Here is a 20,354-nt window from a genome sequence, read left to right as displayed (position 1 = left end):
GCCGTCGGCCGTGCACTCTGCCTGGGTGACAGTGGGCGCGACCGGGGTGACGGGCTGGTCACACGCGACGTCAGCGAACTCGATTTCGAGGGTGGCGGTCTGCTTGTCGTCTGCGAGGGTCCAGCCGTCTGCGGCGGTGAGGAAGGATCCCTCACCTGCGGTCGCGGTAACGGTCACGGTGCCGCCGGCCTCGACGTCGCCGGTGGTGGCGTAGCTGATGCCTGCGGTGTCTGCGAGTGCGAGTGACGGTGCGGTTGCGCTGCCGTCGGCCGTGCACTCTGCCTGGGTGACAGTGGGCGCGACCGGGGTGACGGGCTGGTCACACGCGACGTCAGCGAGAGTGATCTCGAAGGTCGCTGAGAGCGCGTCGTGCGCGAGGGCCCAGCCTGCAAGCGGTGAAATCAGCTTGCCGGTCAGCGAGGTTGCCGTAACGGTTACCGTCTTGCCTGCGGCGACCTCCCCAACGATCGCGTACTTCAGATCCGAGCTCTTGGGCAGCGTGACCTTCGGCACAGATACTGCGCCGTCAGCGGTGCACACGGCCTGCTCGACGAGCGGAGCAGCAAGGGCTACCGTAGGCGGCGGGGTTGGATCGCAGCCGAATACCTCACCATCGAGGAACGGGAACGCGTGAATCTCGCTTCCGGTGCCAAGATCATGGATGAGATTGCCCGCGACCCACATACGTCCATTGGTGCCGGGCACCTGAACCGTGGTCTGAGATGCAGGGTTTGCAACGAGCATGGAGCCAGGGAACTGAGCGGTTCCGCCAATCACGACCTCACTTGCGGTCGGGAAGTTCCACATGAGCCGCTGGGTGAGCGCTCCGAAGGCTCCCTTGTCGCCGTTTCCGGTGTCCATGGGCGAGCCGTTGGCATTGAGCATCGACGACACGTTGAACTTAGCGCTGTCGCCAATGACGTTGACGACGACGATCGCCTTGGGGTCGATGTTGTCGTACTTAATGGAGCCGAAGCCGGCGAGCTTGCCTGCGTCGAGCGTGAAGACCTGGCGCTTCGTCGTGCCGTCGCCAGTGAGGGTGAGCGTTCCGTACTCCACCGTGGACGTCCCAGTGGCTGGCATCTTTGCGTATGCAGCCGACTGCTGGGTGAGGATCCCCCCGAGGGCCGCGCGCTCGCCGAGTGCGGCGGGCTTGCCCAGGCCTGATACAAGCTCCGCGCCGTTGGTGTCGATAGCGTTGTCCGCTGCAGTGACGGCACCGCCGACCCGAACGCCTCCGCCGATCAAGCTTCCGACGTCGAGACGGCGCTCTGCGGCAACCGTGAGGTCACCGCCCACAATGATCATGTCGCTCATTGCCGGAGGGGTGAGGAGCGATCCAACCCCGACGACGCCCGCGTTGTAGAGTCCGGCACCGCCGAAGGTGGCGTTCCCCTCGACGACGAGCAGGCCCTCGAGCTCTGCGCCGGCCCGGAGGTTGAAGTTGCCGCCGACGTAGACGTTTGCCTGGCCATCGACCGGGTTGGGCGTGCCGGTGCCGATGCCGCCGCCCTCAGGAATACACGAGTCCGCGTTGCTCGCGGAAACCGGCGCCGCGAGCGCGACGCTCGGGATGGCGACCAGCGCTGCCCCAGCGATGATGGCAGTGCTTGCCACCTTCGACAGCGTTTGGATCAAAGACACTACAGAAACCCCCCAAATTGGGCTGCGAAGAACCGCAGCTTGCGAATTCCAGGGCGACATCGCGCCTGGATGCGAGCTTTGGTTCCCTTCCAAAGCAAGCCAGCAGACAACCTATCAATAATTCGTAAGCTTTACTAACAAAACACAATGGTTGTTCACTGCCCACAGTCAAACGCCGTTCGGCGAACGAAAATTGTCTGTCGCCAGGGTTGAAGAAGGCGCCTCCCTCGGGTATTAGGCGGCGCCTCAGCGGGTCGACGGTGCGCGCTGCCGCGCCCACGGGTGATCCGTGCCAGGAGCCGCGCCAGCACCCGTGCGCACCGGCCACCTTCGCCGGCGTGACCGTGCCGTGGGAGGCGGTTAGTCCCGAATGCGTGCCGCGTTTGCCCGGGTGAGTCGATCCACTCGGAGGGCGGCATCGCGTGAGAGCGCACGCCAGAGTTGCGCCGCGAGCGCGGGATCGTCCCGCTCCAGCTCGTCAATCGCATCTGAGTCGAGCATCATCAGCTCGACCGGCCCCTCCGCTTTCGCGGTCGTCTCCTGCCGCTCGTCGGCGCTGAGCACGAGCTCGCCGAAGCTCATGCCTGCCCCGAGGGTGCGCAGTCTGAACCTGGTGCCGTCGGTGTGGGCGGCGATGATGCTGATCGATCCCGAAACGATGAAGAATACGCCGCCGTAGCGCTGCCCAACGCGGCGAATCACCTCGCCGTCGAGGCAGTGCCGCGCGGTCATGCGCGCCGCGAGTCTCATGACGTCGGCGGGCGACAGCGGCGCCAGCACCGGCGACTGGGTGACCGGAACAGAACTTGGAATCGAAGCCGCCGTTCCGTACCGCTCGATAATGAGCCGCTCGCAGAACCCGATCGCGCGGTCGTGCGAATCGAACACCGTGAGGTCCGTCGACAGGCCCGCAAGCGCGTCTTCCGGGTCCACAAGCAGAATCTGGCGGTGCGAGCCGGTGAGCTGCGCGAACACCGCCTCCAGCATTCGCACCCCTGCGTCGCCGACCTCGTCGACGTCGCGCACGTCGAGCACGAGGAGGTCAATGCTAGCTTCGAGCGCGCTGAGCTCGCGCACCACGGTCTCGGTTCCGGCGAAGAAGAGATCGCCCGTGAGTTCCATCACGAGCGCGCGGTGACCGTGCTCCTCGAGCACCTTCGCGGCCTCTTCGGTGCGGCGAATGTTCGACGGCTCCTGGTCGATTGTGTGGCTTGACTTGATCGCTGAACGGCCCACGCGCGCAGAGCGCACGAAGTGCATTTGGAGATCAGAGGAGATGCGGCGACAGGCGGCTGCGCCGCGCACACTGTTGCCGTGCTTATCCAGGGGCGGCGAGTACACGGCGAGCCCCACCTGCCCGGGGAGCACGGCAATGATCCCGCCACCGACGCCTGATTTCGCAGGCATGCCGACGCTCGTCGCCCAGTCGCCAGCGTCGTCGTACATGCCCGAGGTCATCATCACGGAGAGCATGCGCTCGACCGCCTCGTAGGGCAGCACCTCGGTGCCGGTTGCCGGGTTGGTGCCGCCGGCGGCGAGGGTCGCCGCGATCATCGCGAGGTCGCGGGTGTCGACGCGCACCGCGCACTGCCGCAGATAGGTTTCGAGCGCCTTCGTGGGGTCGCCCTCGATGATGCCCGCTGAGCTCAGCAGGTAGGCGAGGCCGTGGTTGCGGTCGCTCCGTGCGCGCTCGGCGCGGTACTCGTGCCCGTTGCTGCGGAGTCTGCGGGCCGCAAATTCTGAGTACGTGTGCTCAATGCGCTGGATCGGGGATCTTCCGCCCGAGCCTTTAATGAGCGATGCGACCGCGATCGCCCCAGCGTTGATCATCGCGTTAGCTGGTCGCCCCGTATCGGGGTTCGTCGAGAGTTCGTTGAACGGATCGCCTGATGGTTCGACGTCGACGTGCGCATCGACGGCATCCATGCCGAGGTCTGCAATCGCAAGGCCGTAGCCCAGTGGCTTCGAGATCGACTGCAGCGAGAACTCGGTGCGGGTGGTGCCGACCTCGTAGAGGTGCCCGTCGACCGTGGCGAGGGCGATCCCGAAATCGTTGGGATCAGCGACTGCGCTCGCCGGCCCCACGCTATATGGCGCGCCGTCGCGCAGCTGCGCGAGCTCGGCGTGCACCTCGCGCAGGTAGCTCAGTACCGGCGACTCCATACCTGGAGCCTAGCGGGGCATCGCCAGCTAGGCGATCGTTACCGACAGTGTCGGCTTGTCGCCGGCGTCGGGGTCGTCTGCGCCGAGGTGATCCCAGATGTCGTCGACCATGGGCTGAATAAGTAGCTGCCCAAGCTGGCGCACCATGAGCTTGACGACCTGCGACGACTCCGACCTCTTCGATGAGGTCTTGCCCGCGGCACGGGCCTTCGATACCTCGCCGCGGCTCAGGTCGGTGAGGCGCTCGAGCAGGGTGCCGCCTGCTCTGGGGTCGAGCACGGTGCGCCGAATGTAGTTCACGACGGGCGGGTGCTCCGCGAGCATGCGTTGCACGGCGTCGTCTTTTGCTGCAGCGATCTGTGCTGGTGTTCCCTCGTGCGGCACTGAGGCAATGGCCGCGACGTAGTAGTCCACGACGAGTTGTTCAACTGCGGCGCGGAGCCCCTCCTTTGTTTTGAAGTGGTGCTGCACGAGCCCGACCGCGACACCCGTATGCGCAGCAACGGTGCGCATTGAGACCCGCTCCTCGCCGTACTCGGCGTAGAGGTCGAGTGCGGCGTTGCGGATGCGCGCCTTCGCCGTCAGGTCCTCGCCGTTGGCGCGCGGGTCGGTTGCAGGGTTCATGTCCATCAGCAAAAACCCTACACCCTTGACAAAGTCCAGTACATACGCATTAATTGCTATACATCCGTATAGTCGAAGAGGATTTGAGATGTCAGAGCTACAACCACTGCGGGGCGTCAGAGTGCTGTCCCTCGCGATCAACCTTCCCGGCCCCCTCGCGGCTAAGCGCCTGAGTGATCTGGGAGCAACCGTCACCAAGGTTGAGCCGCCAGCGGGTGACCCGCTTCGGGCAGCCGCACCCGGTTGGTACGCCGATCTCGCGAGCGGACAGCAGGTGAAGACCCTCGACCTCAAAGCCGCGAGCGACCGGGCCTTGGTCGAACAGGAACTCGCTGCGGCAGACCTGCTCATCACCTCGATGCGGCCTTCGGCGCTGCGTAAACTCGGCCTCGCCGATTTGCCTGCCCGGTTTCGGCGGCTATCGCACATTGAGATCGTCGGCCATGACGGTGATGCCGCCGAGGTGCCCGGCCACGACCTCACCTATCAGGCCGCCCACGGCACGCTACAACCGCCGGCTCTGCCCACTGTGCCGGTGGCCGATCTCCTCGGCGCGGAACGAGCGGTGTCTGCAGCGCTTGTGGCACTTCGTGTCGCAGCGAGCACCGGCGCCGGTCATCACGAGCGGGTCGTGCTCGCGCACGCCGCTGCGGATGCAGGAGCGGCAGTGCGCCACGGGCTGACAGGCTCGGGGGCACCGCTTGGCGGAACGCACCCCGGATACCGGGTGTATGCGAGCGCCGATGGCTTCATCGCCCTCGCCGCCATCGAACCCCACTTTTGGGAGCGGACCCGCGTCGGGTTGGGCGGGGCGGAGACCCACGAAGACCTCGAACGCGTGTTCCTCACGAAGTCGACGAGCGACTGGGAAGAGTTCGCGGAGCAGCGTGACATCCCCCTGGTCGGGGTGCGGGGCGCGGCCACACCTGCCGTCACGCACTGACCAGCAACGCGACCATCTCACTACACACGGAGCAATGATGACCGAAACCCCACTCTTGACGACGCGCGAAGGCGCAGTGGTCACCCTCACCCTGAACCGTCCCGCGGCCAAGAACTCGCTGAACGAGGCGGTGCTCACCGCCCTCGCCACCGAACTCGAACGCCTCCAACACGATGACTCGGTGCGGGCTGTTGTGCTGACGGGCGCTGGCAGTGTCTTCTGCGCCGGTGCCGACATCACTGCCTTCGACGAGTTCAGGGCGCTTCCGCTGCTTGGCGATCGACGGGCAGCGGGCGGAACGATCTGGTCCGACCTCGCACGGTTCCCGAAGCCCGTCATCGCCGCGGTCGAGGGGCTCGGGCTTGGCGGTGGCTGCGAGCTGGCGCTCGCCTGCGACATTGTGATCGCGGGCGAATCGGCCCGGTTCGGCCTCCCCGAGGTGAAGATCGGAGTGATTCCCGGCGGCGGGGGAACCCAGCGGCTCGTGAGCGCAATCGGTAAGTCTAAGGCGATGGCGCTGCTGCTCACGGGCGACTTCATCTCGGCCCAGCGCGCATGCGACGCGGGCATCGTCGCCGAAGTTGTCGCCGACGGAGAAGCGCTTGGGTCAGCGCAGGCAATGGCCGAGCGCATCGCCGCGAACTCTCCCGTTGCGGTCGCGCTTGCCAAAGACGCCGCCCTGCAGTCGTTCGAGACCTCACTCGCGCAGGGCATCGAACACGAGAAGCGTAACTTCCACGTTGCCATCCATTCCGAGGACAGCCGCGAGGGGCAGGCCGCCTTTCTCGCCAAGCGAGTCCCCGTATTCAACCGAAAGTAGGTGCAGCCATGAGCGCACTTTTTCCGAACTATCGCTCCCCGTGGGAAACCGAGGATCAGACCCGGCTGCGCGAGCACGCTGCCGAGTTCTTCCGCCGGGAGGCAACGCCGCATCAAGCGCGGTGGGCGCAGCAGCACGGCGTCGACCGAGACTTCTGGACCGGGGCGGGCTCTGCCGGGCTGCTGTGCCTAGATATTCCTGAGGAGTACGGGGGAGGGGGCGGCAACTTTGGACACGAAGCGGTCGTGCAGCAGGAGCTGGCCCTCGCGCACGACACCGCATTCGGGTTCTCAGTGCACTCGACGATCGCCGCGCACTACATCTCTGGCCTCGCGACTGAGGAGCAGAAGCAGCGCTGGCTGCCGCAGTGCGTCTCGGGCGAAAGCGTGCTCGCGATCGCAATGACGGAGCCCGGGACCGGTTCTGACCTGCAAGCGATCCGCACCACGGCGGTCCGCGACGGGGACCACTACGTGATCAACGGATCCAAGACCTTCATCTCGAACGCCTCTCACTGCGACCTGCTCATCATCGTCGCGAAGACCGACCCGAGCAAGGGGGCGAAAGGCATGTCGCTGTTCGTCGCCGAGACGGAGAACCTCGCGGGCTTCGAGCGTGGACGCGTACTCGACAAGATTGGGCAGCACGGCCAGGACACGCGTGAGCTCTCCTTCACCGACATGCGGGTGCCTGCCGAGAACCTGCTCGGGGGCGTCGAAGGCCAGGGCTTCTACCAACTCATGAATCAGCTTCAGCGCGAGCGGCTCATCCTCGGCGTCGCTGGCATTGCGGTTGCAGAGGCTGCTGTCGTGGAGGCGATCAAGTACGCAAAAGAACGCGAGGCCTTCGGTAAACCGATCATGGACTTCCAGAACACGCAGTTCGTGCTCGCGGAGTGCAAGACAGACGTGCTCGCGGGCAAGACGTTCATGGACCACTGCGTCCAACTCGAAATTGACGGCAAGCTCGACGCAGCGACCGCCTCCATGGCGAAGCTGTGGGGCACCGAAAAGCAGTGCGAGATTGTCGACCGGTGCCTGCAGATCTTCGGCGGCTACGGCTACATGATGGAGTACCCGATCGCGCAAATGTATGCGGCCTCCAGGGTGCAGAAGATCTACGGCGGCACGAACGAAATCATGAAAGAGCTCATCGGCCGCAACCTCTGACCCGACCGAATCGGGCCGAACCGCACCGCCGGCCGCGACCCGGCAACGCGGCGCGCACCAGTAACCCTCATCCCTTTACGACAGGAGTCCCATGCTCATCACCGGAACCACAGCACTCGTGACAGGCGGCGCCTCTGGCCTCGGCCTCGCCACGGTCACCGCCCTCGCAAGATCCGGCGCGCGGGTGGTCGCCGTTGACCTTCCGACCGCAAACACCGAGGCGCTCTCAGCGCTCGGCGACGCCGTCGAGTTCGTGCCCGCAGACGTCACCGACGAGGACGAAGTGATGGCCGCGGTCGAACGCGCAAACGAGAACGCATCGCTCCGGATCCTCGTGAACTGTGCGGGCATCGGCAGCGCGCACAAGACAGTTGGCAGGGACGGGCCGTTCCCCCTCGCCGACTTCGAACGGACGATTCGCGTGAACCTCATCGGAACGTTCAACGTCATTCGCCTCGCCGCACAGGCCATGGCGCTCAACGATCCTGTCGATTCCGAGCGCGGGGTGATCGTCAACACCGCCTCGGTCGCTGCCTTTGACGGCCAGATCGGCCAGGCAGCATACTCAGCCTCGAAGGGCGGCGTGGTCGGAGCGACACTGCCGATCGCACGGGATCTCGCATCGCTGCTCATCCGCGTGAACACGATCGCCCCCGGGCTCTTCAAGACCCCGCTGCTGGGAAGCCTTCCGGAGGCCGCCCAGGACTCGCTTGGGCAGCAGGTCCCGCACCCGAGCCGGCTGGGCGACCCGTCGGAGTTCGCCCAGCTCGTCGAAGCAATCGTCACGAACCCGATGCTCAACGGCGAGACCATCCGCCTTGACGGCGCGATCCGAATGGCTCCGCGATGAGAACGGAAGGCGCAGCGGCTCGGACACGTCCCGCGCAAGCAGACCTCGTCTACGCGGCAGACCTGCGCATTGGTCAACAGATGGAGCTCGGTACTTACGAGGTAGAGAGCGCCGAACTCGTGGAGTTCGCAGCGCAGTGGGATCCGCAGTGGTTCCACACCGACAGTGAGGCGGCGCAGAAGGGATTGTATGGCGGGCTCATCGCCAGCGGCGTTCAGACGCTGGCGATCCTCACCAGACTGACCTATGAGGCGGCCGGCTACCGCTGGGCGATGATTGCGGGCAGGGGAATGAGGGAGCTCAGATTTTCTCGGCCCGTGCGCCCGGGAGACCGGCTCACCGGCACAGTGACAGTAACCGACATCGCATTCGACGAACGCGACCGAGCGCTTGTGACGACGGCGAACACACTCGTCGAGCAGCACGGGAAGCCGGTGCTGACGGTGCAGCTTGAGGTCTACCTGCACGCCCGCGCGCCGCAGCCAGAGAGCGATTCACGACATTGAGGCATACCAAGGAGGCAAACATGAACGAGGCATACATCATCGACGCGGCACGGACCCCTGTCGGCCGTCGCGGCGGGTCGCTCGCCGAAGCACACCCGGTGGATCTCGCAGCACACGTGATCGCGGCGCTCGTCGAACGCAACGGCTTCGATCCCGCAGCGGTCGACGACGTGATCCTCGGCTGCATCGACGCGATCGGACAGCAAGCGGGTGACATCGCTCGCACGGCGGCGCTCGCAGCAGGGCTGCCGGAAACGGTGCCCGGCGTGACGGTCGACAGACAGTGCGGGTCATCGCAGCAGGCCGTGCACTTTGCGGCACAGGCCGTGATGAGCGGCACCGCCGACCTCATCATCGCCGGCGGAGTGCAGAACATGAGCCAGATCCCCCTCATGTCATCTGTGGCCGCAGGCAAGGCCCTCGGCGTCAGCGACCCGTACTCTGGCTCGACCAGGTGGCGGGCCCGCTACGGCGACGAGGAGGTCTCGCAATTTCGCGGAGCTGAATTGCTCGCTGAACAGTGGGGGATCGAGCGGGAAGAAATGGAGCGCTACTCGCTCGAGAGCCACACCCGCGCGCTGCGAGCGGTCGCCGAAGGGCGCTTCAACGCCGAGATCCTGCCCTACGGCGATCTCGCGAGCGACGAAGGACCGCGCGCGGACACCTCGCTAGAGAAGATGGCAGGGCTGTCGACGCTCTCACCCGGCGGGCGAATCACCGCCGCCGTTGCCAGCCAGATCTCCGACGGCGCCTCCGGCATGCTCATCGCGTCAGCGGAAGCGGTGCGCAGGTTTGGCCTCACGCCCCGCGCGCGGATCCACCACATGACCGTGCTGGGCGCCGACCCGATCGTGATGCTCTCAGCGCCGATGCCCGCAACGGCGCGTGCGCTCGAACGCACCGGGCTGCGCATCGACGACATTTCCTCGTTTGAGGTGAATGAGGCCTTCGCGCCCGTCCCCCTTGCGTGGCTGCGAGACACCGGAGCCGACCCCGCACGGCTGAACCCCAACGGCGGCGCGATCGCACTCGGGCACCCGATCGGTGCGACGGGTACCCGGCTGATGACGACCATGCTGCACGAGCTCGAGCGCACCGGTGGCCGCTACGGCCTGCAAGCAATGTGCGAAGGTGGCGGGCAGGCGAATGTCACCATCATCGAGCGACTTGGCTGAGCAGGCGGAAACGCCGGGCCAGGCGGGCTCAGATGGCGTCCGGGTGTCAACGAGCGACGGGGTGCTGCGCATCACCCTCAGCAGGCCCGAGCGGCTGAACGCGCTCAGCCTCGCGGATCTCGCAGCGCTCGACTCCGCGCTCGCGGGAGCGGAGAAGAGCGGGTGTAGAGCCATCGTGCTCACGGGAGAGGGGCGGGCCTTCTGCACAGGCGCAGACCTCACTGCCGTGACCGCTGCAGACCCCGGGGCGGTGATGGACGCGGCCAACGCCGTGATCCGGCGCATCGTCTCGGCTCCCGTGCCCGTGATCGCGGTGGTGAACGGGCCAGCTGTCGGCTACGGTGTTGCCCTCGCCTGCGCCGCGGATCTCACGTATGCGGCGGAGAATGCGTATTTTCTGCTGTCGTTTACGAAGGTCGGGCTGATGCCCGATGGTGGATCCACTGCGCTGCTCGCCGCTTCGATCGGGCGGGCGCGGGCTGCAGAATTAGCGCTGCTTGCGCAGCGGCTCCCCGCCGCCGAGGCCGCGGCCGCCGGACTCGTCGCGCGGGTGCTTCCAGACGGTGAGCTTCAGGAGTACGTGGAGGCCGTGGCGCGCCAGCTCGCCAGGGGGCCGCGCCGCGCCCTCGAACTCACACGGCGTGCGCTCGCCGCAGCGACACTCGGCAACCTCGACCGAGCGCTTGATGGCGAGCGCGCGGGCCAGATCGAGCTCATTCACACGTCTGACTTCGCTGAGGGGGTGGCTGCCGTGCTCGCCAAGCGGCCCCCAACGTTTTCCTGACTTACCCCCAATGAACCTGACTTACCCCCAATGAAGAGGAGAAAATCATGGCAACACTGAGCGGACAACTCACGCGAAATGCACACCGCCACCCAGACCGGATCGCACTGATTTTTGAGGGCACCGAGCGCAGCTACGCGCAGCTCGACGGCGAGATCAACCAGTACGCGCACGCGATGCTCTCGCTCGGGGTGCAGAAGGGTGATCGCGTGGCGATCATCTCACCGAACTCTGACCGCTTCATCCTCGCGATGTACGGCGCATTCAAAATCGGCGCGATCGTCTCGCCGTTCAACCCGCGATCCACTGCTCGGGAGCTGGCGTACCTGCTCGAAGATTCAGGCACTTCGCTGCTGCTGTTCGCGGGTGAAACCGCCGCTGCGGTGAAGGGGCTTGCCAGTCTTGAACGGCCGCCGGCTGCTCAGCTGATGTCGCTGGGCTCAGAGCCGGGTTTTGCGAGCTTTGTCGAACTCGCCGCGACGATGCCCGACAGTGACCCGCAGATCGCAGTGTATGAAGACGACGACTGCATGATCATCTACACCTCCGGAACCACTGGAAACCCCAAGGGGGCTGTCTTTGACCACCACAGACTGCTGTGGGTCGGCGTCTCGATGTCGTCGATCGGCGTAAATTCCTTCGACCGTAACCTGCATGTGGCTCCGATGTACCACTGCGCAGAGCTCGTGCTCTTCGTGCTCAGTGGCTTCTCGCTCGGGACGACGCACGTCGTGCTGCCAGCGTTCGAGCCGACCGCGGTGCTGAACGCCCTGGAGGAGCATCGCATCACGGTGTTCCTCGGGGTGCCGACGATGTATCAGATGATGCTCATGGTCCCCGACATCGGTGACCGTGACCTCTCGAGCTGGCGACTCGGATTTTTCGGTGCGGCTCCGATGCCGCCAAGCGCTGTTGAGAAGCTCGTTTCGACGCTCCCGAGGGTGGACTTCCTGCAGCTGTGCGGGCCAACAGAGGGCGGCCCTGCCGGGATCTACTCAACGCCCGAGGACGTCGTCGCGAGGCCAGACGCGACCGGGCGCTGGCCGGTCGCAAACACGGAGTTGCGGCTTGTAGACGCCGCGGGGAACGACGTCGAGACAGGTGTGACCGGAGAGATCCTGCTGCGCGGCGAGACGATCATGAAGGGCTACTGGAACAAGCCTGAGGCTACGGCCGAGGCGATTCGGGACGGCTGGCTGCACACGGGCGACCTTGCGGTCCGCGACGCAGACGGCTTCATCACGATTGTCGACCGTTTGAAAGACATGATCATTACCGGCGGGCGCAACGTCTACTCGATCGAAGTCGAAAACGCCCTAGCGGGCCACCCCGATGTGCAGGACGTCGCCGTAGTCGGACGCGAACACGACACGTTTGGTGAGACCATCGTCGCGATCGTCACGCCGGTTCCAGGCAGTGATGTGAAGCTTGACGCGCTCCGCGCCTTCGCTGCCGAGTATCTCGCTGACTACAAGCTGCCTCGTGAACTGATCACCCGCGACATCCCTCGCAACCCGTCCGGCAAGATCCTCAAGCACGTTCTCCGCAGCGAGGTGCGCGCGGCCGCGCTGTGAGGTGCAGCTAGCGCCGCCTTCCGTGCCGGTTGGCGCCGCCGCAGTGTGCGAGCGTCGGCAACCGGCACGGGAGGCGCGACACAGCGCGGTTTCCGTGATCGCCTAGCGTGCAGCCCCGCGCAGGCTGCCCGTCACGGGACCAGCAGGGTCGATGAGCACGCAGTTGACGGTGTGGTCGCCGAAGTCGTTCCACCCCTCCGCGGTCGGGGTCAGTGTGTAGAAGTCGAGCTCGGAGTCGTAGTAATCGATACCAACAAAATCGGCGAAGAGCGCCGTGCACCGTTCGTCGCTTTCCTGCTCGATCACGGCGGCCTCGGGGTACTCGGTGCCGGCGAGCTCGAACTCGCCGAAGATTTCTTCGTCGTGGCTCTCTGCGCAGGGCACAACTGGCACGTCGAAGACCACCGAGTCTTCCGTAGCGTTCAGGCAGTCCCCAACGGCGATATCGGCGATGTCCGCCTGGGTCTCCTTGCTGCCCGTCGCAGACTCCTCGGAGAACGTCGGCGTGACCTGGAAGATGCTGCACCCCGCGAGTGCCGGAAGCAGCAGGAGGCCGGCGAGGGCTGCGCCAACGGTGGCGCGGGGGCGAATGTGGTTCGCTGAAATGATGTGTCCTTTCGTCCCCTCGCGTGCGCTCGGGTGTCCAGCTTCGGCGCGCACAATTCTATCGAAACGTAGGACGCTGCCCCACTTCCTCCCGGTGGCACCGAGGTGTCAGGGGAAGGAGTGGGGCAGCGTCAGGTGACCTGCGGGTGGCCGAGTTAGCGCGTGGCTGCGGCAGCCTCTGCGCGCTCCGGGGAGCTCGTGTCTGAGGTGCTTGCGCTCACGGGAGCGGCGTCGACCTCGTCGTCACCGTCGGTGTCGGTGTTGTCAAAGGCGAGGCCCTTGCGGGGTGCGTTGTAGAGCTCCTCATCGAGGATCCCCTCGCGCTTGGCGACGATCGCGGGAACGAGCGCCTGGCCTGCGACGTTGACCGCGGTGCGGCCCATGTCGACGATCGGGTCGACTGCGAGCAGCAGGCCAACACCCTCAAGCGGCAGGCCAAGCGTCGAGAGCGTCAGGGTGAGCATGACGGTTGCGCCGGTGGTTCCTGCGGTCGCGGCGGAGCCGAGCACCGAGACGAGTGCGATGAGGAGGTACTGCACGAGCGAGAGCTCGATCCCGAAGAACTGCGCGATGAAGATTGCGGAGACCGCTGGGTAGATCGCGGCGCAGCCGTCCATCTTGGTCGTCGCGCCGAGCGGCACGGCGAACGACGCGTAGCCGCGGGGCACGCCGAGGTTGCGTTCGGTCACGCGCTGCGTGAGGGGGAGCGTGCCGATGGAGGATCGGCTCACGAAGCCGAGCTGCACCGCCGGCCACACGCCAGAGAAGTACTGCCGGATCGAGAGGCCGTGCGCCTTCACGAGCACCGGGTACACGACGAACAACACGATTGCGAGACCGAGGTACAGTACGGCGACGAACAGCGTGAGCGTGCCCATCTTGTCCCAGCCGTATTCGACAATCGCGTTGCCGATGAGGCCCAGGGTGCCGATGGGGGCGATCCGGATGATCCACCACAGCACCTTCTGAATGATCGTGAGCGCAGACTCGGTGAGCTGAATGAACGGCTCGGCCTTCTTGCCGATCTTCAGCGCGGCGATGCCCACGGCAGCCGACACGACGATGACCTGCAGCACGTTGAAGCTCGCGTTTGCCGCGAGTGCACCCGTCTCGAGGTCCACTCGGCCCGAGACGCCGAGGCCGAGGAAGTTCTGGGGCACGAGGCCCGTGAGGAAGTTCCACCACGTGCCGACCGTGTACGGGTCTGAGGTCTCGAGGTTCGAGCCGGCGGCGGTCTCGCCCGGCTTTAGCGTGACGCCGAGGGCGATGCCGATCGCGACCGAGATGAGCGCGGTGATCGCGAACCAGAGCAGCGTCTGGCCGGCGAGGCGCGCGGCGTTGGTGACCTTGCGCAGGCCAACGATGCTCGAGACGATCGCCGTGAAGATGAGCGGGACGACCGCGGCGCGCAGCAGCGTCACGTAGCTCGAGCCGATGACCTTCAGGGTGGCGTGCAGTCCGTTGGGGTTATCGGCCGCGTCGTTGCCGAGGTTCAGGGCGACCGCGCCGAGCACGAGACCGAGCACGAGGGCCGCGAGGATCTGCCAGCCGAACGACGTCATCCACTTCGGCAGGCGGCGCCGTGCCGACCCCGATGGGGGTGTGGGCGCGGATGCCGCGGAGGGTGCGGTGGCGGGTGAAGATGCCGGTGACGACATGTGGATCCTTTCAGCGGGTGAGCAGCAGCGCAGGTCTGAGCTGGCGACAAACAACGATCCTAGCAACACTTTCGCTTTGCTTATGTCACGCATTACCTTTTGTGACAGCGGCGGGAACTGCGCCCGCTACGCATTGCGCCCCCTTTCGTCTACGCTGGAGACATGGCTGATTCTTCATTTGACGTTGTGAGCAAGATCGACTCGATGGAGGTCGAGAACGCCGTAAACCAGGCCCGCAAGGAGGTCGAGCAGCGCTACGACTTCAAGGGCGTTGGGGCGGACGTGTCGCACTCAGGCGAGACGATCCTCATCAAGGCGAACACCGAGGAGCGCGCGCTCGCGGTGCTCGACGTGCTCCAGTCCAAGATCATTAAGCGCGGCATGTCGATCAAGGTGCTCGACACCGGCGACCCCTACCCGAGCGGCAAGGAATACCGCATCGAGTCGAAGCTCAAGGAGGGCATCGACCAGCCGACCGCGAAGAAGCTCAACAAGCTCATTCGCGACGAAGGGCCGAAGAGCGTGAAGTCGCAGATCCAGGGCGACGAGCTCCGCGTCTCCTCAAAGAGCCGCGACGACCTGCAGGCCACGATGGCACTCCTCAAGGGAGCCGACATCGAGGTCGCGCTGCAGTTCGTGAACTACCGCTAGTCGCGTATGTGCGAGAGGCCCGCTGAGTGCTCAGCGGGCCTCGCTAAGCTGGCGGCATGATCGGTGAGAATCTCCTAGGCCCAGACCCCACGCTCCTCGCTCCCGAGACGGGGGTCGCCGCGGCGCTCGCCGCAGGGGGAGACCCCGAGTCGGTCGTGCGCGCGCACCCCGAGTCGCCGCTCGCGTGGGTGGAGCTCTCTGATGCCGCAGCCGCTGAGGGGCGAGAGATTGAGGCGTACGCCTTTGCCCGCGTCGGCTACCATCGCGGCCTCGACACGCTCCGCAAATCGGGCTGGCGCGGTGCCGGGCCGGTGCCCTGGTCGCACGAGCCGAACCGCGGAGTGCTCCGCGCGCTCTACGCGCTGCGTCGCGGGGCCGAAGCGATTGGCGAGACCGGTGAAGTCGAGCGCCTCACTGAGTTCTTGAACGGCGCAGACGCGACCGCGATCGCTGAGATCGAGGCTGCCCAGTAGTCAGCTCTTCGTAGCTGAGGGGTGGGCCTCGGCGATCAGCAGGAGCTCATGACGTCTGCAATGACCGTGAGCGCGTGCTGATCCCCCTCCCCCCCCCACCTGAATACCGCCGAAAGGACATGCTCTCAGCGAGGTCGGGGTCTTTCAGCTGCCGAGCAGCCCTGGCCTCGCTGAGGACATGTCCTTTGAGCGCTTGGGACGGCGCTTGGGGCGGCGCTTGGGACGGCGCTCGGGACCGTGCTCTGGGCCGCGGAACCTTCAACGGCGACGCACCGATGAGCCGTTGACCGCTACTCGGGCCGCGTGCCGAGCGTCGCATCGAGGAGGCGTCGCGTCTCCTGTGGTGTCATCGGCGCGCGGGCCAGGGTGCGCAGAATGATCGCGCCCACAAGCGCCTCGGCAATCTCCTGAAACGGGGCGTCTGCGGTGAGGTTCGGGGCCTCGCCGATGCCCGCCCGGAGCCGCGACGTGAGGGTGTCTTCGCCGCTGATCGTACCGCGCACCCGCACAGCCACCTCGGAGTTGTCGGCCGATGCAACGATGAGCGAGCGCAGCAGCCCTTCGCTCTCTGAATTGCTGATCGTCGCGAAGACTCGGTCGAGCCACTCGGCGAGGTCTGCTTTGACGTTGCCGCTCGTGCGAATGGATTGAACCTCCTCGAGCAGCATGCCCTCGACCAGGCACTCGGCGACGATGGCGCTCTTCGACTTCCACCAGCGGTAGATGGTCTGCTTGCCGACCCCTGCCTCGGCGGCGATGCCCTCGATCGTGAGCCGCTCAAAGCCGACGTCTGCGAGTTGGCGGGCCGTCGTCTCGAGGATCTTCAGCCTCGCTGTCTCGCTGCGCACCGGGCCGCTTCTCGTGGGCGACATGGGAACCTCCTGTGTATCTCGTCGGTAATTTGTCTAGACGAGACGTTGCGTCTTAGTCTACCTGGGGTGGCCAATCCGGGGAAGCGTTGGCCAGATGCTCGCAGCCCGGACCTCCGGGACGAGCTTTCAGCATGCACAATGCGCGTCTGCGCGGGAACGGGAAGCACATGGCCGAGCTGTTACATCGATTGGGGCGCTTCGCCTCCCGCCGGGCGTGGCCGGTACTCACCGCCTGGATCGTGATTCTCGGACTCTCCGCAGGCGGCTTCGCGCTCGGGTTTACGACGCTCACCTCGAGCTTCGACGTGCCGGGAACCGCATCCGGCGAGGTCATCAAGGACCTCGAGAAGAAGCTCCCTGATTTCAGCGGAGCAGCCGGAACCGTCGTCTACGCGACCGACGACGGCAGCCCGCTGTCCGCAGCACAGCGTGCTGAGATCAGCGCCCTCGTGGACTCCGCCGACGGGCTCACCGACGTCGCCGCCGTGGTCGATCCCTTCGACACCGAAGCCGAGCGCGCCGATCAGCGCGCGAAGCTCGCGAACGGCCGAACCGAGATCGACGCAGGCCGAGCGCAGCTCGAGAGCGCTCGCGCACAGCTCGACGGAGGGCAGCAGCAGCTCGACGCAGGCGTGGCACAGCTCGCAGACGGCCGCCAGCAGCTCGAATCGGGCAAGGCGCAGGCCGAGGCCGCAGGCTTCCCCACCGCCGAACTCGATGCGCAGCTCACGATGCTCGACGCGCAGGCGGCTGAGCTCGACGCGCAGCAGCGGATCCTCGACGATGGGCTGGCTGAGCTCACCGCACAGGAGGCACAGCTCGACGACGGCTCCACCCAGCTCGAACTCGGAGCCGAGCTCATGGGCTTCGCCGACGGCATCCGCATGGTCTCAGAAGACGGCAGCACCGCGCTCGTGAATGTCGCGTTCACCGAGCCTCGGCTCGACCTGTCCGAGGAGGCGAAAGACGGGGTCATCGCGCACTTCTCCGATTCGCCGATCGAGGGGCTGCAGCTCGGCTTCTCCACCGACATCGCGCAGGGCGTTCCGAAGATCCTCGGCGTCGGCGAGGTGATCGGTGTGCTCATCGCCGCGATCGTGCTCATTATCGTGCTCGGCTCCTGGCTCGCCGCCACCTTCCCGCTCATCACCGCGATCGCGGGAGTCGGGATCGGGTCGCTCGCGACGCTCGCGTTCTCCGGTGTTGTGCAGATGGCCTCCGTCACCCCCATCTTCGGCGTGATGCTCGGACTCGCCGTCGGCATCGACTATGCGCTGTTCATCATCAACCGGCACCGCAAGCAGCTGCTCGAGGGCATGCCCGTGCGCGAGTCGATTGCGCTCGCCAACGGCACGGCCGGCACCGCAGTTGTCTTCGCAGGAGCCACCGTGATCGTCGCGCTGCTCGCGCTGAACATCACCGGGATCCCCTTCCTCGGACTCATGGGCACCGCAGGTGCGTTCAGCATCCTCATTGCGGTGCTGCTCACGATCACCGCGATTCCCGCGCTGCTCGGCCTCGCCGGTGAGCGAGTGCTCGGCAAGAAGGGGCGCGCAGCCATCGCGCAGCTCGCGGCGGTTGGGTCTGCTGGTGGATCCGCTGGTGGATCCGCTGGTGGCCCCGCGGTGGATCCCACACGGGCGACGGCCGGTGCGAAGCCCGCGAAGCCGATCCGACCGATGCCGACGTGGCGTGCCGTCGTCACTGCGGTTGGCGTCGTGGTCGCGCTGCTCGTCATCGCGATCCCCTCGCTCTCGATGCGCATGGGCCTGCCAGGCGGCGAGTCGGAGCCCGCGGGCTCCGTCTCGCACCTCGCGCACACCCTCACCGAATCCCAGTTCGGAGAGGGCGCAACTGGCACCGTGCTCGTGACGGCGGACCTCCCCGAGGGCCTCGATGACGCAGGGCTGCTCGACGCTCAGGTGAGCGTCGCCCGGCAACTGGCGGCCTTCGACGATGTGACCGCCGTCGCCCCGATTGCGGTGTCAGACGACAACCGCATGGCGGCGTTCCAGGTGATTCCGGCCGAGGGCCCGAACAGCGAATCCACCGAAACGCTCGTGCGTGAACTCCGCGAGCTACCGCCGGTCGACGGCAGCATCGAGCTCGGCGTCGCGGGCCAGGCGGCCATCAACATCGATATCTCGGAGGGCCTTGCAGACGCGCTGCCCGTCTACCTGCTCGTCGTGGTCGGCCTGTCGTTCATCATCATGACGATGGTGTTCCGCTCGCTGCTCGTCCCGCTCATCGCGACCGCCGGCTTCGTGCTGTCGCTGTTCGCCACCTACGGAGTCGCGACGGCGGTCTTCCAGTGGGGCTGGTTCGGCGAACTGCTCGGGATCCACACCCCGGGGCCCCTGCTCAGCTTCCTGCCGATCATCCTCGTCGGGATCCTCTTCGGGCTCGCAATGGACTACCAGCTGTTCCTCTCGACAGGGATGCGCGAGGCCTACGTGCACGGCGCCCCCGCCCGGCTTGCGGTCGCGCAGGGCTTCCGGGCCGGCAGGCGCGTGGTAATCGCGGCGGCGCTCATCATGATCGCGGTATTCGGCGGCTTCATCACCTCGGACTCCGTGATGATCAAGTCCTTCGGTGTGGGGCTCGCGGTCGGCGTTGCGCTCGACGCGTTCCTCGTGCGGATGCTGCTCATGCCCGCGATCATGCACCTGCTCGGCAAGTCCGCTTGGTGGCTGCCGAAGTGGCTCGACCGGATCATCCCGAACGTCGACGTCGAGGGCGCGGGCATCGAGCGCAAGCACCCTGTGCAAGCCGGTTCGGGCGCGTAGCCCGGAGCGTTACGCGGTGGCGGGGAAGAGGTAGACCTTGCGCAGGGTCTCGTGCACGACCCACTCGGTGTGCATCCCCGCCGCCAGCCGCCCGATCGTGCCCGCGCGGAGCTCCATCACGCGCGGATCCTGCGCTGCATCACTCGGCTGCACGGTCACCGTCGCGCGGCCCTCGAGCACGAGGAAGCACTCGTCGACCTCGACATCGACGGCGGTGCCCGTGGTCATCTCCCAGATGCCAATGTTCAGCCCCGGGCCTGCTGCAATCTTGCGGGAGCCTGCCTGCGGTGCCCCCGCGCGGATCTCGTCAGTGGGCAGTTCTGCCAGCTGCAGAGCAGCTTCCGGAAGCTGAATGACAGTTCCCGGCGATAGCGCGAGTGGGGCGGTGGCGTTGACGGTGGCTTCGGTGGTGGCGGTGTTCTCGGTGGTCATACTGAATTCCTTTGCGTGGTCGCTGAAATAGCTGCGGGGGATGCCAGAGCCGACGGCTCTGGCATCCCCCGCAGGAGCGCTCTGTGGCGGGGCCTAGCTGGGATCCCCCGCGGCGCCGTCGGTGGGGGTGGGGCTTTCGTCACCGATGCCCCAGCCGTACGCGAGCTTGTGGGCCTCGAGTACGAAGAATGTTTCGGTGCCGGTGATGCCGTCGATCTTCGGCAGGAGCTCGTGCAAGAACTCGGTGTAGTGAGCGATGTCGCGGCACACGACCTCGACCATCACGTCGAACTGTCCGGTGGTGAGGACCACGTAGCTTGTCTCCGAGAGCTTCGAGAGCTCCTCGCAGACCTCGCGGGCCTTGCCGAGCGCACACTTGATGCCGATGAGAGCGAGGCGGTCGAAGCCGATCCTCAGCGGGTCGGCGACGCCCACGATCTGGAGCGTCCCCGACTCCTCGAGGCGCTGCACGCGGTAGCGCACCGATGATGCCGGAATACCAGTCTCCTCAGAGATGTCCTTGAAAGAACGGCGGCCGTCCTGCTGCAGGATCGCAATGAGTTTGCGATCGGTCTCGTCGAGGTCGACCGGCATGCGGGCTCCTTGGTGTTCGTCGGTTCGGTT

Annotated in this window: 19 protein-coding genes; 11 read left to right on the top strand and 8 right to left on the bottom strand. The window is 66.1% G+C overall.

Features of this window, described 5'->3' with window-relative positions:
- The 3 genes from ACI1US_RS04655 to ACI1US_RS04645 form a co-directional block, all read right to left on the bottom strand.
- The coding region (locus ACI1US_RS04655; RefSeq protein WP_461638537.1) for a choice-of-anchor A family protein at nt 1-1,617 on the bottom strand (1,617 nt) is incomplete at its 3' end.
- Nucleotides 1,618-2,004: 387 nt separating this feature from the next.
- A complete protein-coding gene (gene glsA / locus ACI1US_RS04650; RefSeq protein ID WP_461638533.1) occupies nt 2,005-3,807 on the bottom strand; it encodes a glutaminase A in 1,803 nt (600 codons plus the stop codon).
- Between the two features lie 27 nt (nt 3,808-3,834).
- Nucleotides 3,835-4,437: a TetR/AcrR family transcriptional regulator gene (locus ACI1US_RS04645; protein ID WP_461638532.1), complete on the bottom strand. Its 603-nt coding sequence runs from the start codon at nt 4,435-4,437 to the stop codon at nt 3,835-3,837.
- Nucleotides 4,438-4,519: 82 nt separating this feature from the next.
- On the opposite strand from ACI1US_RS04645, the gene ACI1US_RS04640 reads away from it, so the two are divergent.
- The 8 genes from ACI1US_RS04640 to ACI1US_RS04605 all read left to right on the top strand — a co-directional run bounded on the left by ACI1US_RS04640 (nt 4,520) and on the right by ACI1US_RS04605 (nt 12,252).
- Nucleotides 4,520-5,374 (top strand): CoA transferase, encoded by an 855-nt coding sequence (locus ACI1US_RS04640; RefSeq protein WP_461638530.1) that lies wholly within the window; start codon nt 4,520-4,522, stop codon nt 5,372-5,374.
- Between the two features lie 34 nt (nt 5,375-5,408).
- A complete protein-coding gene (locus ACI1US_RS04635) occupies nt 5,409-6,194 on the top strand; it encodes an enoyl-CoA hydratase/isomerase family protein (protein ID WP_461638528.1) in 786 nt (261 codons plus the stop codon).
- An 8-nt stretch (nt 6,195-6,202) separates the two neighbouring features.
- A complete protein-coding gene (locus ACI1US_RS04630; RefSeq protein WP_461638526.1) occupies nt 6,203-7,363 on the top strand; it encodes an acyl-CoA dehydrogenase family protein in 1,161 nt (386 codons plus the stop codon).
- Between the two features lie 91 nt (nt 7,364-7,454).
- Nucleotides 7,455-8,213 carry a 3-hydroxyacyl-CoA dehydrogenase gene (locus tag ACI1US_RS04625; protein ID WP_461638524.1) on the top strand — a complete coding sequence of 253 codons (759 nt, stop codon included), beginning with the start codon at nt 7,455-7,457 and terminating at the stop codon, nt 8,211-8,213.
- Nucleotides 8,210-8,719 carry a MaoC/PaaZ C-terminal domain-containing protein gene (locus ACI1US_RS04620; protein ID WP_461638522.1) on the top strand — a complete coding sequence of 170 codons (510 nt, stop codon included), beginning with the start codon at nt 8,210-8,212 and terminating at the stop codon, nt 8,717-8,719. Before ACI1US_RS04625 ends, ACI1US_RS04620 begins: the two co-directional genes overlap by 4 nt.
- Before the next feature lie 20 nt (nt 8,720-8,739).
- Nucleotides 8,740-9,894 carry an acetyl-CoA C-acetyltransferase gene (locus ACI1US_RS04615; protein ID WP_461638520.1) on the top strand — a complete coding sequence of 385 codons (1,155 nt, stop codon included), beginning with the start codon at nt 8,740-8,742 and terminating at the stop codon, nt 9,892-9,894.
- Complete coding sequence (locus ACI1US_RS04610) at nt 9,866-10,678, top strand: enoyl-CoA hydratase-related protein (protein ID WP_461638518.1); 813 nt, start codon at nt 9,866-9,868, stop codon at nt 10,676-10,678. Before ACI1US_RS04615 ends, ACI1US_RS04610 begins: the two co-directional genes overlap by 29 nt.
- Before the next feature lie 47 nt (nt 10,679-10,725).
- Nucleotides 10,726-12,252: a class I adenylate-forming enzyme family protein gene (locus tag ACI1US_RS04605; RefSeq protein WP_461638516.1), complete on the top strand. Its 1,527-nt coding sequence runs from the start codon at nt 10,726-10,728 to the stop codon at nt 12,250-12,252.
- 102 nt (nt 12,253-12,354) lie between these two features.
- On the opposite strand, the gene ACI1US_RS04600 is transcribed toward ACI1US_RS04605, so the two are convergent.
- The gene (locus tag ACI1US_RS04600; protein ID WP_461638514.1) at nt 12,355-12,912 is read right to left on the bottom strand and encodes a septum formation family protein; all 558 of its coding nucleotides are present in this window, start codon (nt 12,910-12,912) and stop codon (nt 12,355-12,357) included.
- A 101-nt stretch (nt 12,913-13,013) separates the two neighbouring features.
- Complete coding sequence (locus ACI1US_RS04595; protein ID WP_461638512.1) at nt 13,014-14,516, bottom strand: dicarboxylate/amino acid:cation symporter; 1,503 nt, start codon at nt 14,514-14,516, stop codon at nt 13,014-13,016.
- 162 nt (nt 14,517-14,678) lie between these two features.
- On the opposite strand from ACI1US_RS04595, the gene ACI1US_RS04590 reads away from it, so the two are divergent.
- Together ACI1US_RS04590 and ACI1US_RS04585 are read left to right on the top strand one after the other, a co-directional pair.
- Entirely contained in the window at nt 14,679-15,167 is a 489-nt protein-coding gene (locus tag ACI1US_RS04590; RefSeq protein ID WP_461638510.1) for a YajQ family cyclic di-GMP-binding protein, read from the top strand.
- A 56-nt stretch (nt 15,168-15,223) separates the two neighbouring features.
- The gene (locus tag ACI1US_RS04585; RefSeq protein WP_461638508.1) at nt 15,224-15,640 is read left to right on the top strand and encodes a DUF3151 domain-containing protein; all 417 of its coding nucleotides are present in this window, start codon (nt 15,224-15,226) and stop codon (nt 15,638-15,640) included.
- A gap of 290 nt (nt 15,641-15,930) precedes the next feature.
- Here the strand turns inward: ACI1US_RS04585 and ACI1US_RS04580 are convergent, their stop codons facing one another.
- Nucleotides 15,931-16,512, bottom strand: a complete 582-nt coding sequence (locus ACI1US_RS04580; RefSeq protein ID WP_461638506.1) for a TetR/AcrR family transcriptional regulator — start codon at nt 16,510-16,512, stop codon at nt 15,931-15,933.
- 167 nt (nt 16,513-16,679) lie between these two features.
- Here ACI1US_RS04580 and ACI1US_RS04575 point away from each other — a divergent pair, with 167 nt between their 5' ends.
- Nucleotides 16,680-19,298, top strand: coding sequence for an MMPL family transporter (locus ACI1US_RS04575; RefSeq protein ID WP_461638541.1), 2,619 nt, complete (start codon nt 16,680-16,682; stop codon nt 19,296-19,298).
- 9 nt (nt 19,299-19,307) lie between these two features.
- Here the strand turns inward: ACI1US_RS04575 and ACI1US_RS04570 are convergent, their stop codons facing one another.
- Nucleotides 19,308-19,730: a cupin domain-containing protein gene (locus ACI1US_RS04570; protein WP_461638504.1), complete on the bottom strand. Its 423-nt coding sequence runs from the start codon at nt 19,728-19,730 to the stop codon at nt 19,308-19,310.
- 93 nt (nt 19,731-19,823) lie between these two features.
- Nucleotides 19,824-20,324 carry an Lrp/AsnC family transcriptional regulator gene (locus ACI1US_RS04565; RefSeq protein WP_461638502.1) on the bottom strand — a complete coding sequence of 167 codons (501 nt, stop codon included), beginning with the start codon at nt 20,322-20,324 and terminating at the stop codon, nt 19,824-19,826.
- Nucleotides 20,325-20,354 lie beyond the last annotated feature (30 nt).

The organism is Leucobacter sp. BZR 635 (assembly GCF_048061935.2).
In the GTDB taxonomy this organism is placed as follows: domain Bacteria; phylum Actinomycetota; class Actinomycetes; order Actinomycetales; family Microbacteriaceae; genus Leucobacter.
Note: the sequence above shows the minus strand (reverse complement) of the source record. Positions and strands in the feature narration are given on the sequence as shown.

Coding starts and splice junctions, on each gene's coding strand:
- glsA (WP_461638533.1), bottom strand. CDS start 3,807: ATGGAGTCGCCGGTACTGAGCTACCTGCGCGAGGTGCACGCCGAGCTC.
- ACI1US_RS04645 (WP_461638532.1), bottom strand. CDS start 4,437: ATGGACATGAACCCTGCAACCGACCCGCGCGCCAACGGCGAGGACCTG.
- ACI1US_RS04640 (WP_461638530.1), top strand. CDS start 4,520: ATGTCAGAGCTACAACCACTGCGGGGCGTCAGAGTGCTGTCCCTCGCG.
- ACI1US_RS04635 (WP_461638528.1), top strand. CDS start 5,409: ATGATGACCGAAACCCCACTCTTGACGACGCGCGAAGGCGCAGTGGTC.
- ACI1US_RS04630 (WP_461638526.1), top strand. CDS start 6,203: ATGAGCGCACTTTTTCCGAACTATCGCTCCCCGTGGGAAACCGAGGAT.
- ACI1US_RS04625 (WP_461638524.1), top strand. CDS start 7,455: ATGCTCATCACCGGAACCACAGCACTCGTGACAGGCGGCGCCTCTGGC.
- ACI1US_RS04620 (WP_461638522.1), top strand. CDS start 8,210: ATGAGAACGGAAGGCGCAGCGGCTCGGACACGTCCCGCGCAAGCAGAC.
- ACI1US_RS04615 (WP_461638520.1), top strand. CDS start 8,740: ATGAACGAGGCATACATCATCGACGCGGCACGGACCCCTGTCGGCCGT.
- ACI1US_RS04610 (WP_461638518.1), top strand. CDS start 9,866: ATGTCACCATCATCGAGCGACTTGGCTGAGCAGGCGGAAACGCCGGGC.
- ACI1US_RS04605 (WP_461638516.1), top strand. CDS start 10,726: ATGGCAACACTGAGCGGACAACTCACGCGAAATGCACACCGCCACCCA.
- ACI1US_RS04595 (WP_461638512.1), bottom strand. CDS start 14,516: ATGTCGTCACCGGCATCTTCACCCGCCACCGCACCCTCCGCGGCATCC.
- ACI1US_RS04590 (WP_461638510.1), top strand. CDS start 14,679: ATGGCTGATTCTTCATTTGACGTTGTGAGCAAGATCGACTCGATGGAG.
- ACI1US_RS04585 (WP_461638508.1), top strand. CDS start 15,224: ATGATCGGTGAGAATCTCCTAGGCCCAGACCCCACGCTCCTCGCTCCC.
- ACI1US_RS04580 (WP_461638506.1), bottom strand. CDS start 16,512: ATGTCGCCCACGAGAAGCGGCCCGGTGCGCAGCGAGACAGCGAGGCTG.
- ACI1US_RS04575 (WP_461638541.1), top strand. CDS start 16,680: ATGGCCGAGCTGTTACATCGATTGGGGCGCTTCGCCTCCCGCCGGGCG.
- ACI1US_RS04570 (WP_461638504.1), bottom strand. CDS start 19,730: ATGACCACCGAGAACACCGCCACCACCGAAGCCACCGTCAACGCCACC.
- ACI1US_RS04565 (WP_461638502.1), bottom strand. CDS start 20,324: ATGCCGGTCGACCTCGACGAGACCGATCGCAAACTCATTGCGATCCTG.